This window comes from Luteococcus sp., assembly GCF_043424415.1.
Classification (GTDB): Bacteria; Actinomycetota; Actinomycetes; order Propionibacteriales; family Propionibacteriaceae; genus Luteococcus.
Window position 1 is genome coordinate 1 of the sequence record NZ_JBHWOO010000099.1, and the last position, 14,209, is coordinate 14,209.

At 68.6% G+C, this 14,209-nt stretch carries 11 protein-coding genes; 7 read left to right on the top strand and 4 right to left on the bottom strand.

The genetic code is table 11. The annotated features are described in order from the left end of the window. Nucleotides 1-3 precede the first annotated feature (3 nt). The 3 genes from groL (at nucleotide 4) to ACHFFZ_RS05815 (ending at nucleotide 5,011) form a co-directional block, all read left to right on the top strand. Nucleotides 4-1,608, top strand: coding sequence for a chaperonin GroEL (gene groL, locus ACHFFZ_RS05805; RefSeq protein WP_394275740.1), 1,605 nt, complete (start codon nucleotides 4-6; stop codon nucleotides 1,606-1,608). 236 nt (nucleotides 1,609-1,844) lie between these two features. Continuing rightward, nucleotides 1,845-3,833, top strand: a complete 1,989-nt coding sequence (locus ACHFFZ_RS05810; protein ID WP_394275714.1) for a PTS mannitol transporter subunit IICBA — start codon at nucleotides 1,845-1,847, stop codon at nucleotides 3,831-3,833. Next, nucleotides 3,830-5,011 carry a mannitol-1-phosphate 5-dehydrogenase gene (locus ACHFFZ_RS05815; RefSeq protein WP_394275715.1) on the top strand — a complete coding sequence of 394 codons (1,182 nt, stop codon included), beginning with the start codon at nucleotides 3,830-3,832 and terminating at the stop codon, nucleotides 5,009-5,011. Before ACHFFZ_RS05810 ends, ACHFFZ_RS05815 begins: the two co-directional genes overlap by 4 nt. 88 nt (nucleotides 5,012-5,099) lie before the next feature. Here ACHFFZ_RS05815 and ACHFFZ_RS05820 read toward each other — a convergent pair whose 3' ends face one another. Beyond that, on the bottom strand, nucleotides 5,100-5,291 hold the full coding sequence (locus ACHFFZ_RS05820; protein ID WP_394275716.1) for a hypothetical protein: 192 nt from the start codon (nucleotides 5,289-5,291) through the stop codon (nucleotides 5,100-5,102). 112 nt (nucleotides 5,292-5,403) lie between these two features. On the opposite strand from ACHFFZ_RS05820, the gene guaB reads away from it, so the two are divergent. The 3 genes from guaB (at nucleotide 5,404) to ACHFFZ_RS05835 (ending at nucleotide 8,448) form a co-directional block, all read left to right on the top strand. Next, entirely contained in the window at nucleotides 5,404-6,936 is a 1,533-nt protein-coding gene (gene guaB, locus ACHFFZ_RS05825; RefSeq protein WP_394275717.1) for an IMP dehydrogenase, read from the top strand. Nucleotides 6,937-6,962: 26 nt separating this feature from the next. Next, nucleotides 6,963-8,066: a GuaB3 family IMP dehydrogenase-related protein gene (locus ACHFFZ_RS05830; RefSeq protein ID WP_394275718.1), complete on the top strand. Its 1,104-nt coding sequence runs from the start codon at nucleotides 6,963-6,965 to the stop codon at nucleotides 8,064-8,066. Between the two features lie 70 nt (nucleotides 8,067-8,136). Continuing rightward, a complete protein-coding gene (locus ACHFFZ_RS05835; RefSeq protein WP_394275719.1) occupies nucleotides 8,137-8,448 on the top strand; it encodes a chorismate mutase in 312 nt (103 codons plus the stop codon). Nucleotides 8,449-8,552: 104 nt separating this feature from the next. On the opposite strand, the gene ACHFFZ_RS05840 is transcribed toward ACHFFZ_RS05835, so the two are convergent. Further along, nucleotides 8,553-10,802, bottom strand: a complete 2,250-nt coding sequence (locus tag ACHFFZ_RS05840) for a glycoside hydrolase family 3 N-terminal domain-containing protein (protein ID WP_394275720.1) — start codon at nucleotides 10,800-10,802, stop codon at nucleotides 8,553-8,555. Nucleotides 10,803-10,998: 196 nt separating this feature from the next. Beyond that, a complete protein-coding gene (cysK, locus tag ACHFFZ_RS05845; protein ID WP_394275721.1) occupies nucleotides 10,999-11,925 on the bottom strand; it encodes a cysteine synthase A in 927 nt (308 codons plus the stop codon). Nucleotides 11,926-12,047: 122 nt separating this feature from the next. On the opposite strand from cysK, the gene guaA reads away from it, so the two are divergent. Continuing rightward, entirely contained in the window at nucleotides 12,048-13,613 is a 1,566-nt protein-coding gene (guaA, locus tag ACHFFZ_RS05850; RefSeq protein ID WP_394275722.1) for a glutamine-hydrolyzing GMP synthase, read from the top strand. Nucleotides 13,614-13,714: 101 nt separating this feature from the next. Here guaA and ACHFFZ_RS05855 read toward each other — a convergent pair whose 3' ends face one another. Next, on the bottom strand, nucleotides 13,715-14,053 hold the full coding sequence (locus ACHFFZ_RS05855; protein WP_394275723.1) for a PspC domain-containing protein: 339 nt from the start codon (nucleotides 14,051-14,053) through the stop codon (nucleotides 13,715-13,717). Nucleotides 14,054-14,209 lie beyond the last annotated feature (156 nt).

Sequence of the window (14,209 nt, forward strand, 5' to 3'; positions counted from 1 at the left end):
TGAATGCCCAAGATCCTGCAGTTCGACGAGGAGGCCCGCCGCTCGCTCGAGCGTGGCGTCGACGTCCTCGCCAACACCGTCAAGGTGACCCTCGGCCCGAAGGGCCGCTACGTGGTCCTCGACAAGAAGTTCGGCGCCCCCACCATTACCAACGACGGCGTGACCGTCGCCCGTGAGGTGGAGCTCTCCGACCCCTACGAGAACCTCGGCGCCCAGCTCGCCAAGGAGGTCGCCACCAAGACCAATGACGTCGCCGGTGACGGAACCACCACCGCGACCGTGCTGGCCCAGGCCCTGGTCCACGAGGGGCTCAAGGCCGTCGCCTCCGGCTCCAACCCCGTCGGGCTCAAGCGTGGCATCGACAAGGCCGTCGCGGCCGTCGAGGCCGAGCTGAAGAAGGTCGCCAAGCCGATCGAGACCACCGAGGACATGGCGGCCGTGGCCACCATCAGCTCCCGCGACGAGGTCATCGGCAAGCTCATCGCCGACGCCTTCGACAAGGTCGGCAAGGACGGCGTCATCACCGTCGACGAGTCGCAGACCTTCGGCACCGAGCTCGACTTCACCGAGGGCATGCAGTTCGACAAGGGCTACCTGAGCCCCTACTTCGTCACCGACGCCGACCGGATGGAGGCCGTCCTCGACGACCCCTACATCCTGATCCACTCGGGCAAGATCTCCTCGATGAACGACCTGCTTCCCCTGCTGGAGAAGGTCATCGAGGCCAAGGGCACGCTGTTCATCGTGGCCGAGGACGTCGACGGCGAGGCGCTGAGCACCCTCGTGGTCAACAAGATCCGCGGCACCTTCACCAGCGTTGCCGTCAAGGCCCCGGCCTTCGGTGACCGCCGCAAGGCCATGCTCGAGGACATTGCGATCCTCACCGGCGGCCAGGTCGTCGCTCCCGAGGTCGGCCTCAAGCTCGACCAGGTGGGACTGGAGGTGCTGGGCCGCGCCAAGCGCGTCCTGGTCACCAAGGACAACACCACCATCGTCGACGGCGCCGGCGAGGCCGACGAGGTGCAGGGCCGCGTGGCCCAGCTGCACGCCGAGATCGAGCGCTCCGACTCCGACTGGGACCGCGAGAAGCTGCAGGAGCGCGTCGCCAAGCTGGCCGGTGGCGTCTGCGTGATCCGCGTCGGTGCTGCCACCGAGGTGGAGCTCAAGGAGACCAAGCACCGCATCGAGGACGCTGTCTCCGCGACGCGCGCCGCGATCGAGGAGGGCATCGTCGCCGGCGGCGGCTCCGCCCTGGTGCACGCCTCCAAGGTCCTCGAGGGCGGTCTGGGCCTCGAGGGTGACGAGAAGGTCGGCGTCCTGACCGTGAAGAAGGCCGTCGTCGAGCCGCTGCGCTGGATCGCCGAGAACGGTGGCGAGCCCGGCTACGTCATCGTCAGCAAGGTGGCCGAGCTGGAGCCCGGCAACGGCTACAACGGCCGCACCGGCGAGTACGTCAACCTCATCGAGGCCGGCGTCATCGACCCGGTCAAGGTCACGCGCTCCGCGCTGGCCAATGCCGCCTCGATCGCCTCGCTGCTGCTCACCACCGAGACCCTCGTGGTGGACAAGCCCGAGGACGAGGACGCGCAGGGCGGTCACCAGCACTGAGCTGATGGGGGGAGCGAGCTCCCCTTGAACACCCGGAGGGGTTCCCACGGCACCACGTGGGAACCCCTCCGGGCGTTTTGGCCCGCTTCTGTGGCGCCAGAGCGGTGATGGCCTACGCTTGGCAAATCTGGAACGTTCCCATGCCTTGGAAAAGTGGTGCTGCCCAGGAGCTGCAGGATGCGACGTCCAGATCGTGAAGCAACCACGGCGCACCGCGCCTCTTCGAAAGGGACGCAATGTCCACAACTGCTCCCGTCTCGCGGACGAAGTCGGCCCAGGCCGGCGTCCAGCGCTTCGGCACCTTCCTCTCGGGCATGGTCATGCCCAACATCGGCGCCCTGATCGCCTGGGGTCTGATCACCGCTCTGTTCATCGAGAAGGGCTTCTTCCCGGTCGGCCAGATCGGCGGCTTCGGCACCAGCATCATTCGCGGCGTCGAGACGCCCAATGGTGGCCTGGTCGGCCCGATGATCAACTACCTGCTGCCCCTCCTGATCGCCTTCCAGGGCGGCAAGATGGCCTATGACAACAACACCCGCGGCGGTGTCATCGGCGCCATCGCGACGGTTGGCGTGATCGTCGGCGTGCCCGGATACCCCATGTTCATCGGCGCCATGGTCATGGGCCCGCTGGGCGGCTGGACCATGAAGAAGCTGGACCAGCTCTGGGACGGCAAGGTGAAGGCCGGCTTCGAGATGCTGGTCAACAACTTCTCGGCCGGCATCTGGGGTGCCATCCTGGCCATCTTCGGCCTCTTCGCGGTCAGCCCCCTCGTGCACGGCCTGATGACGATCCTGACCAATGTCGTGGGTGTCCTGGTGCGCAACAACCTGCTGCCCCTGACCTCGCTCTTCATCGAGCCGGCCAAGGTCATGTTCCTCAACAACGCCATCAACCATGGCGTGCTGACACCGCTGGGTGCCTCCGAAGTGGCAACCGCGGGCAAGTCGATGCTCTTCCTGCTCGAGGCCAACCCCGGTCCGGGCCTCGGCGTCCTGCTCGCCTTCATGCTCTTCGGAAAGGGTGCCGCCAAGGCCTCGTCTCCGGGTGCCGCCCTGATCCACTTCTTCGGTGGCATCCACGAGATCTACTTCCCCTACGTGCTGATGAAGCCTGCCCTCGTGCTGGCGACCATCGCCGGCGGTGCCACCGGCGTCGCCACCAACATGCTGCTGAAGACGGGTCTGGTTTCGGCCGCCGCCCCCGGCTCGATCCTGGCCATCGGCGCGATGTCGGCCAAGGGTGACCTGCTCAAGATCCTCCTGTCGATCCTTCTGGCCACAATCGTCTCCTTCCTGGTGGCTGCCGCCATTCTCAAGACCGACAAGTCCGACGGCGACCTGTCCAAGGCCACCGCCGAGATGGAGGCCATGAAGGGCAAGAAGTCCTCGGTCGCCGGCAACCTGGCCGGCACTACCGCCGCGCCCAAGGGCGAGATCAAGAACATCGTCTTCGCCTGCGATGCCGGCATGGGTTCCTCCGCGATGGGCGCCTCGGTGCTGCGCAACAAGATCAAGGAGGCCGGCTACGGCGACATCAAGGTCACCAATGCCGCCATCGCCAACCTGACCGACGACTACGACATCGTCGTCACCCAGGAGACCCTGGCCACCCGCGCGGCCCCCAAGGTGCCCTCGGCCACGCTGCTGACCGTGGACAACTTCATGAACTCGCCTCGCTACGAGGAGGTCGTGGAGATGATCCGCACCCAGCGCTCCGGCGCCGGCCAGGCCGCCCCGGTGGCCGCCGCGCCCGCCGCCGTCGAGGAGGCTCCGGCCCAGACCGCGCCCGGCGCCGAGATCCTGGCCCACGAGAGCATCAAGCTCGGCGCGAAGGCCCTCGACAAGGGCGACGCGATCACCCAGGCCGGGCAGCTGCTCGTGGCCCGTGGTGCCGTCGACGACGCCTATGTCGATGCGATGCACAGGCGTGAGGAGACGGTCAGCACCTACATGGGCAACTTCCTGGCCATCCCGCACGGTACCAACGATGCCAAGGAACACATCTTGAGCTCCGCGATGAGCTTCATCCGCCTCGACCAGCCGCTGGACTGGAATGGCAAGGAGGTCAAGTTCGTCGTCGGCATCGCGGGCAAGAACAAGGAGCACCTGCAGATCCTGGGCAAGCTCGCCAAGATCTTCTCCAACAATGAGTCGGTCGATGCCCTCGAGAAGGCCACCTCGGCCGACGAGGTCGTCGCGATCCTCGGAAAGGTGAATGCATGACCACCAAGAAGGCCGTGCACTTCGGTGCGGGCAACATCGGTCGCGGATTCGTCGGCCTCCTGCTCGACGAGGGCGGCTACGAGCTGACCTTCGCCGACGTCTCGGAGGCGCTGATCAACCAGCTCAAGGCCGCCGACAGCTACACGGTGCACGAGGTGGGTGAGGGAGGCCAGGACCACGTCATCGGTGGCTTCAAGGCCCTCAACTCCAACACCGAGTCCGAGGCGCTGACCCAGGCGATCGCCGAGGCCGATGTCGTCACCTGCGCCGTGGGCCCGAACATCCTCAAGTTCATCGCGCCCGCGATCCGCGCCGGTATCGACGCCCGCAGCGCCGATGCGCCGAAGATCGTGGTGATGGCCTGTGAGAACGCGATCAACGCCACCGACAACCTCAAGGTCTTCATCCTGGACGACCAGCCGGGGGACGTGTCGGCCGACTCTGGAGGCCGCCAGGAGATCGAGTCCAAGGCGATCTTCGCCAACACCGCCGTCGACCGCATCGTCCCCAACCAGCCCGAGGGCATGGGTCTGGACGTCAACGTGGAGCCCTATTTCGAGTGGGCGATCGAGGAGCCGGCCTTCGGCGGCAACCTGCCGTCGATCCCCGGCGCGACCTTCGTCGAGTCGCTGGCGCCCTACATCGAGCGCAAGCTGTTCACGGTGAACACCGGCCATGCCGCCACCGCCTACTTCGGCACCGAGGCCGGCATCGAGAAGATCTCCGACGTCCTGGCCGATGAGGAGCTCAAGGCCAAGGTGTACGCGGTGCTGCAGGAGACCAAGGCGCTGCTGGTGGCCAAGTACGGCTTCGAGCCCGAGGTGCAGGAGGCCTACGTCACCAAGATCCTCAAGCGTTTCGCCAACAAGGACCTTCCCGACACCACCACCCGGGTGGGGCGTTCCCCGCTGCGCAAGCTCTCGCGCCACGAGCGTTTCGTCGGCCCCGCCGCCGAGCTGGCCGAGCGCGGCATGGAGTCGAAGGCCTTGCAGCAGGCCATGCTGGGCGCCATGCTCTTCGACGTCGCCGAGGATGCCGAGTCGGTGAAGGTGGGCGAGATCCTCGCCGCCAACACCCCCGAGGCTGCGGTGACCGAGCTGACCGGGCTGGATGCCTCGCACCCGCTGTTCGAGCAGCTGGTCGAGGTGGCTCGCCAGGGCAAGGCCCAGCGCGGCTGAGCCAGCCCGCCTGAGCAGAACAGAACACACGATGGCCGTCCTTCATTTGGAGGGCGGCCATCGCCCTGTGTTGGACGGTGGCGGATCACTACTGGTGCAGCTCGCCCAGGATGCCGTGGAACTCTGCCTTGCCCTCCAGGCCGATGCCGGGAAGCGCGCCGGGAGCGACCCGGCTGTGGCGGATCACCGCGTCGTCGGTGAAGCCGCCGGTGCACCGTTGGGTGTACCTGACCGCCCACAACCAGTTGATGACCGACCTGCTGGACGACCTGCGGGCCAAGTCCGACCGTTACCGTGGCCCGGGCGTGCGACTGCCCCAAGGCGACCCGGCGGAAGTGTCCGTCGGCCTGGATAGGATGGGTCCACTCCCAAGCGCGAAGAGGTGGTCTGTAGTGTCCAGTGCCGATTTCAGTGACCTGACCGGGTCCGGTGTCCCCGACAAGTTCCTTCCCCTGGGCCTGACCTATGACGACGTCCTGCTGCTGCCCGGCGAGACCGACGTCATCCCCTCCGAGGTGGACACCACCGCCCAGCTGACCCGCGGCCTGCGGATCCACCTGCCGCTGATCAGCGCCGCGATGGACACCGTCACCGAGAGCCGGATGGCGATCGCCATGGCCCGTCAGGGAGGCCTGGGCATCCTGCACCGTAACCTGTCGATCGCAGACCAGGCCTACCAGGTGGACCTGGTCAAGCGGACCCAGACCGGACGCATCACCAACCCCGTCACCATCGGCCCCGACGCGACGCTGGAGGAGCTCGACCAGCTGTGCGGCCAGTACCGCATCTCGGGCCTGCCCGTGGTCGACGAGGAGAACCACCTGCTGGGAATCTGCACCAACCGCGACCTGCGCTTCACCCCCGTCGACCAGTGGGCCACCACCAAGGTGCGCGATGTGATGACCTCGCAGCCCCTGTTCACCGGCCGTGACGACATCACCAATGAGGAGGCCACCGCGCTGCTGCGCCAGAACAAGCGTGAGCGCCTGCCGCTGGTCGACGGCGAGAACCGCCTCACCGGCCTGATCACCGTCAAGGACTTCGTGAAGTCCGAGCAGTACCCCGACGCCTCCAAGGACTCCCATGGCCGCCTGATGGTGGGCGCCGCGGTGGGCTATTTCGGGGACTCGTGGGAGCGCGCCACCACCCTGATCGAGGCCGGTGTCGACGTGCTGGTGGTCGACACCGCCCACGGCCACGCACGCCTGCTGCTCGACATGATCCGTCGCCTCAAGGGCGACCCGGCCACCCAGCACGTTCAGATCATCGGCGGTAATGTCGCCACGCGCGGTGGCGCCCAGGCGCTGGTCGATGCCGGCGTCGACGCCGTCAAGGTGGGCGTGGGGCCCGGCTCGATCTGCACCACCCGTGTGGTCGCCGGTGTCGGCGTCCCGCAGGTCACGGCCGTCTACGAGGCAGCCCAGGCCTGCCGCCCCGCCGGCGTGCCGGTGATCGCCGACGGCGGCCTGCAGTACTCGGGCGACATTGCCAAGGCACTGGTGGCCGGCGCGTCCACCGTGATGGTGGGCTCGCTGCTGGCCGGGTGCGAGGAGAGCCCCGGCGAGACCGTCTTCATCGCCGGCAAGCAGTACAAGCAGTACCGCGGCATGGGCTCGCTGGGTGCGATGAGCAGCCGCGGGAAGAAGTCCTATTCCAAGGACCGCTACTTCCAGGCCGACGTCACCAGCGACGACCAGCTGATCCCCGAGGGCATCGAGGGCCAGGTCCTCTACCGCGGACCCGTCGGCCAGGTGGTGCACCAGCTGGTCGGTGGCCTGCACCAGTCGATGTTCTACGTCGGTGCCCGCAACCTCGACGAGCTCCATGACCGTGGCCGCTTCGTGCGGATCACCCCGGCCGGGCTCAAGGAGTCGCACCCGCACGACGTGGCCAACATCGCCGACGCCCCCAACTACTCGCGCTGACGCGCCCCATCCGACGAAGGATCAACATGTACGACTTCGGTCGCAGCAAGCGCGCCACCCGGGCCTATGGCTTCGACGACATCTCGATGGTGCCCACCCGCCGTACCCGCGGGCTGGACATGGTGGACCTCACCTGGAAGATCGACGCCCTGAGCTTCGACTTCCCGATCATCGGCGCGCCAATGGACTCGGTGATGAGCCCCGCCACCGCCATCCAGATGGGCCGCCTGGGCGGTCTCGGCGTGCTGAACCTCGAGGGCCTGTGGACCCGCTACGAGGATCCCCAGCCGCTGTTCGACGAGCTGAATGCCATCACCGACCAGGTGCAGGCCACCCGCTTCATGCAGCAGATCTACGCCGAGCCGATCAAGGCGGAGCTGATCACCGAGCGGATGCGCGAGATCCGCGAGGCCGACGTCCCCGTCGCCGGCTCGCTGAGCCCCGCGAATGCGCGTGAGTTCTCCGGCGTGGTCGAGAAGGCGGGCGTCGACTTCTTCGTCATCCGCGGCACCACCGTCTCGGCGGAGCACGTCAGCCAGGCCGAGGAGCCGCTGGACCTCAAGCGCTTCATCCGCACCCTGGAGGTGCCGGTGCTGGTGGGCGGCTGCGCCACCTACCAGGGCGCCCTGCACCTGATGCGCGCCGGTGCCGCCGGCGTGCTGGTTGGCTTCGGCGGCGGTGCCGCCCATGCCCAGCGCGACGTGTTGGGCATCGAGGTGCCGATGGCCTCCGCGATCGCCGACGTGGCCGAGGCCCGTCGCGACTACATGGACGAGTCGGGCGGACGCTATGTCAGCCTGCTCGCCGACGGCTCGGTGGGCCGCTCGGGTGACATCGCCCAGGCCATCGCCTGCGGTGCCGATGCCGTAATGGTCGGCGCGCCCCTGGCCCGCGCGACGGAGGCCCCCGGCAAGGGATGGCACTGGGGTGCCGAGGCCTGGCATGCCAGCCTGCCCCGCGGTGAGCGCGTGCACTTCGAGACCGTGGGCACCTTCGAGGAGGTGCTGGTGGGGCCGTCGCACATTCCCGACGGCACCATGAACCTGGTGGGGGCGCTTCGTCGCTCGCTGGCCTCCTGTGGCTACACCGACGTCAAGCAGTTCCAGCGCATCGAGCTGGTCGTGCGCTGACCACGCCGTGCACCGCTAGGCCCCGTCCCATGCTGTGGGACGGGGCCTCTCGTCTGGTTAGGGTTGCACCATGACTGAGGCCACCAGCACCGATGCGCCCGATCCCGAGCTCCTGCGGCTGCGCTCCAGCATCGACAACCTCGATGCCGCGCTGGTGCACCTGCTGGCCGAGCGCTTCAAGGTGACCCAGCGGGTGGGGGAGCTGAAGGCCACCAAGGGGCTTCCCCCGGCCGACCCGCAGCGCGAGAAGCGCCAGATCGAGCGCCTGCGCGCCCTGGCCGTCGACGCCCAGCTCGACCCCGAGTTCGCGGAGCAGTTCCTCACCTTCATCGTCACCGAGGTGGTCCGCCACCACGAGAAGATCGCCCGCGAGCAGGGCTGAGGGGCTGTCGAGGTCTCCAGCAGCACACTGAACCTCTTGCGGTCCTTGTGTGCGTTGGTATCAACGCACAAGGCCCACAAGGTTCGTGCGCGACGGCGCCGGGCCTACTGCACTTCGAAGCTGGCATGCAGGTCGGCCGCGGAGCTGCCACCCACCCAGACGTCGAAGGTCGACGCATCCTGCACCCAGTCGCGGGTGACGGCGCTCCAGTGGCGCAGCTCGTCGGGGCCGAGCTCGAAGCTGAGTTCGGTGCTCTCGCCCCCGGCCAGCGTGACGCGCTGGAAGCCCTTCAACTCGCGCACGGGACGGGTCGAGGTGCCGTACCGCTGGTGGAGGTAGAGCTGGGCCACCTCGTCGGCCTCCCGGTCCGAGGTGTTGGTGATTGTGACGTGCACCGTCGCGGTCCCACCCAGGGGCACCCGGGCGGGCTCCACCCGCAGGTCGGAATAGTCAAAGCTCGCATAGGACAGACCGTGCCCGAAGGGGTACAGCGGCGTGGACTCCTCGTCCCAGTAGCGCTCGTGCGCGAACTCGGGCTGGAAGGTCGTGTAGTGCGAGAGCGACATCGGCACCTGTCCGACGCTGCGCACCCACGTGAAGGGCAGGCGGCCGGCGGGGGAGACGTCCCCGACGAGCGCACGGGCGACGGCTTCACCGCCACGGCTGCCCGGGTACCAAGCCTGCAGGATCGCGGGCAGGTGCTCGTCGGCCCAGCGCAGGTCGAGCGGGCGGCCGCTGACCAGCACCAGCACCACCGGGGTGCCCGTGGCCGCCAGGCGCTGCAACTGCTCCAGATGCCGACCGGGAAGGTCGAGGTGGCTCACCGAGGCCCGCTCGCCGATCTGGTTCTGGCGCTGGCCGCTGACGACCACCACCACGTCGGCCGCCTCGGCCAGGGCGACGGCACGCTCGATGGCCGCGTCGTCGTCGTAGTCGGGGCCGGTGACGGCGGGTTCGGGCTCCATCGCGTCGAACATCGAGGGCTGCAGCCGGTCGGGGATGCAGGCGCCGGGCTCGTGGCGCACCTCGATCCCGTCGCCGAGCCGGGCCCGCAGCCCGTCGAGGATGGTGACGGTCTCGTCGAGGTCGAAGTCGAAGATCCACGGCCCGAGGGTGTCGCGGGCACTGTCGGCCAGCTGTCCCACGACGGCCACGCTCTTGAGCGAGGAGGCGTCCAGCGGCAGCAGGCCGCCATTCCTGAGCAGCACCAGGGACTCCTCGGCGGCCTGGCGGGCCACCTCCCGGTGCTCGGGTGCCGACAGCACCGCCTGGGTGCGGGAGGCGTCGGCGTAGGGCTGGTCGAACAGGCCCACCCGGAACTTGGCGGTCAGCACCCGGCGCACCGCCTGGTCGAGTTCGGCCTCGCTCACCCGGCCATCGACGATCGCCTGCGGCAGGCGGGAGTAGGCGGGATCGGCCATGGTCATCTCCATGTCGAGCCCGGCATGCAGGGCTCGCGCGGCGGCGTCCTGGAGGTCCTTGGCGAAGTGCTGTGTGGCCAGGGAACGCACGGCATTCGCGTCGGAGACGACGAAGCCCTCGAAGCCCATCTCGCCGCGCAGCACCTTGGTGAGCAGCCACCGGTTGCCGCTGGCGGGAACGCCGTTGAGGTCCATGTAGGCGCTCATCACCGTCGCGGCGCCGGCCTCGACCGCGGCCCGGAAGGGCGGCAGGTGGACATTCCACAGCTCCGCGTCGGAGATGTCGGAGTCCTCGTAGTCACGCCCGCCGGTGGCGGCGCCGTAGCCGGCCAGGTGCTTGGGGCTGGCCAGCACCGACTCGGGGCCGAAGCGGCCCTCGGTGGTCTGCCCCTGGAAACCGCGCACCTGCGCCGCGGCCATGGCGGCACCCAGGCAGGGGTCCTCGCCGGCGCCCTCGATGATGCGGCCCCAGCGGGGGTCGCGGGCGATGTCGACCATGGGTGCGAAGGTCCAGTGCAGGCCGACGGACCGGGCCTCGCGGGCAGCGACCCGCTGGGCGGCCTCGGCCAGCTCGGGGTTGAAGGAGGCGGCGACCGCCAGCGGGGTCGGCATCACGGTGCGGAAGCCGTGGATGACGTCGAAGCCGAAGAGCAGCGGGATGCCGAAGGGTGAGCGCTCGACGGCCAGCTGCTGCAGGCGGTTGGCGGTCTCGACGTCACGCACGAAGAGCACTGACCCGGCACGTCCGTCGATGATGGCCTGCTCCACCTCGTCGACGTCATTGTCGGAATTGGCCTGTGCGGCCTCCGGGTTGCCGAAGTAGAAGAACTGGCTCACCTGCCCGGCCTTCTGTTCCAGGTCCAGGCGGGCGAGAAGGTCGTCGACCCTCTGCTCGATGGGCAGTTCCGGGTTGCGGAAGGTCTCGGTGGCCATGGTTGTCCTCCATCGGGTGCGTCGGTGCACGCCGGCTCGCGGATGTGGTTACCACAAGGTTAGTTCTTGTGCTGACGGGACGGAAGCCTCGTGGAAATCCAAAGCCGAGGGCCCTCCCCACAGGGGGAGGGCCCTCGGCCAGGTGCGGCAGGCCCCGCTCGGTTCAGCAGGTCCCGCTCGGTTCAGCAGGTGCCTGTCAGTTCATCAGGTCGGAGTACAGCACGGTCGACAGGTAGCGCTCGCCGAAGTCGGGCAGCACGACGACGATGGTCTTGCCGGCCATCTCGGGGCGCTCGGCGATGGCCTTGGCAGCCACCAGGGCGGCACCGGACGAGATGCCCACCAGCAGGCCCTCCTCCTTGGCGGCGCGACGGGCCATCTCGATGGCCTCCTCGCCCTTGACGTCGAGGACCTCGTCGATGATGTCGCGGTTCAGGATCTCGGGCACGAAGTTGGCGCCCAGGCCCTGGATCTTGTGCGGGCCCGCGGTGCCCTCGGTCAGCAGCGGGCTCTCGGCGGGCTCGACGGCGAAGAGCTTGACCTCGGCCTTCTGGGAGCGCAGGTACTCGCCGGCACCCGAGATGGTGCCGCCGGTGCCGACGCCGGCGACGAAGGCGTCGACCTGGCCGTCGGTGTCGGCCCAGACCTCGGGACCGGTGGTGGTCTTGTGGATCTCGTAGTTGGCCTGGTTGGCGAACTGACGGGCCTGCACGCCTCCGCGCTCCTTGGCGATCTCCTCGGCCTTGGCGACGGCACCCTTCATGCCCTCGGCACCCGGGGTGAGCACCAGCTCGGCGCCGTAGGCGCGCAGCAGGGCGCGACGCTCGAGGCTCATCGTCTCGGGCATGCACAGCACCACCTTGTAGCCGCGGGCAGCGCCGACCATGGCCAGGGCGATGCCGGTGTTGCCACTGGTGCCCTCGACGATGGTGCCGCCCGGCTTCAGCTCACCGGAGGCCTCGGCGGCGTCGACGATGGCGACGCCGATGCGGTCCTTGACCGAGTTGGCGGGGTTGTAGAACTCGAGCTTGGCCAGGACAGTGGCGTCGCCCTCGATGAGCTTGTTGATCTTCACCAGGGGGGTGCGGCCCACGACGGCGGTCACGTCAGCAAAAGTGTTCATGCCCCTAGAACAACATGACTCGGTGAATTCTTCCCGCCTCGTCCACGTTTTCGGGACGATTGACCAGGCGAGCCGTCGGTGCCCGGTTTCCCGCCGGGCCGCGGACTCCCTAGAATCAGCCCATGGCCCAAGCACCTGCACAACAGCACGACCTCGTCGTCGTCATCGACTTCGGCGCACAGTACGCCCAGCTCATCGCCCGACGGGTCCGTGAGGCCAAGGTCTACTCCGAGATCATGCCGCACACCGCGACGGTGGAACAGGTGCTCGCGAAGAAGCCCGCCGCCATCATCCTGTCCGGTGGTCCGCAGTCGGTCTACGCCGAGGGCGCCCCTCAGGTGGACCCGGCGCTGTTCACCGCCGGCGTCCCCGCCTTCGGCATCTGCTACGGCTTCCAGGCCATGGCCAATGCCCTGGGCGGCACCGTCGCCCGCACCGGACTGAGCGAGTTCGGTCGCACCCCGGTTGCCGTCACCGAACCCGGCTGCCTGCTGCGGGCAATGCCCAGCACCATGAACATCTGGATGAGCCACGGCGACTCCGTCTCGCATGCCCCCGAGGGCTTCACCGCCCTCGCCCACACCGCCGGCGCCCCCGTCGCGGCCTTCGAGAACGTCGACGCCCGCCTGGCCGGCGTCCAGTGGCATCCCGAGGTGATGCATTCCGAGCAGGGCCAGGCCATCCTCGAGCGCTTCCTGTTCGAGATCGCCGGACTCAAGGCCGACTGGACCAGCGCCAACATCGTCGAGGAGCAGGTCGAGCTGATCCGCGAGCAGGTCGGCGACAAGCGCGTCATGTGCGCCCTGTCCGGTGGCGTCGACTCCGCCGTCGCGGCCGCCCTGGTGCAGCGCGCCATCGGCGACCAGCTCACCTGCGTCTTCGTCGACCACGGCCTGCTGCGTGAGGGCGAGGCCGAGCAGGTGAAGAAGGGCTTCGTTGAGATCACCGGGGTGGACCTGGTCGTGGCCGATGAGCGCGAACGCTTCCTGGGCCACCTGGCCGGTGTCACCGACCCGGAGACCAAGCGCAAGATCATCGGCCGCGAGTTCATCCGCACCTTCGAGGCCACCGCCCGCAAGCTCAATGACGACAAGGACATCGAGTTCCTGGTGCAGGGCACCCTGTACCCCGACGTCGTGGAGTCGGGCGGCGGCGAGGGCGCCAGCAACATCAAGAGCCACCACAACGTCGGCGGCCTGCCCGACGACCTGCAGTTCAGCCTGATCGAGCCGCTGCGCACCCTGTTCAAGGACGAGGTGCGCGCCGTCGGCGCCGAGCTGGGACTGCCCGAGTCGATGGTCTGGCGCCAGCCCTTCCCCGGCCCCGGCCTGGCGATCCGCATCATCGGTGCGGTCGACGAGGAGCGCCTGGCGATCCTGCGCCGGGCCGACGCGATCGCCCGCGAGGAGCTCACCAAGGCCGGCCTGGACCGCGACATCTGGCAGTTCCCCGTCGTGCTGCTGGCCGACGTCCGCTCGGTCGGCGTGCAGGGCGACGGCCGCACCTACGGCCACCCGATCGTGCTGCGCCCCGTCACCAGCGAGGACGCGATGACCGCCGACTGGGGACGTCTGCCCTATGACCTGCTCGAACAGATGAGCACCCGGATCACCAATGAGGTTCGCGAGGTCAACCGCGTCGTGGTCGACGTGACCAGCAAGCCGCCGGGCACGATTGAATGGGAGTGAGGGGGCGACCCCCCCAGACCCCCTCAGGCATGGGCAAGGCCCCCGCGACATTCTCGCGGGGGCCTCGTTCGTGCTCGGGCCGGGTGAGCCCGTCTTTCGGATCAGTGGCGGGGCTCCTCATAGGGGTTGAAGACGGGCTGCCGGGCCGGGGGAGTCTGGCTCGCGGGTGCCTGGCCAGAACGCTTGGCATCATTGTCGGCCTTCCACTGCTTCGCCTTCTCGACGAGCACGTCGGCGCCGGCGCGGTCCGAGCCCTCCTCGGGCATCAGCACCCACAGCAGCGGGTAGAGCCACAGGCCCACCGCGCCCATCAGCACCGCGACGACCATCACCGCGCGGACCACGCTGGTGTCGATCTTGAGGTAGCGTGCGATGCCGGAGCAGACGCCGGCGACCATCCGGTCGTCGGTCGGACGCGCGAGGTTCGGGACGAGTGCCATGACGTGTTCTCCTGTGCTTCTCGGACAGTCGTTCTGTCCTGATGAGTCCATTCTCCGCCCCGCGGCCGTCCCCCGCCATCGGGAGCAACCCTGAACGGCACCCGATCACGCCCCCGTGGGCCCGTCGGGGCTGGCGTCGTGCCCGACGGCGTGTGA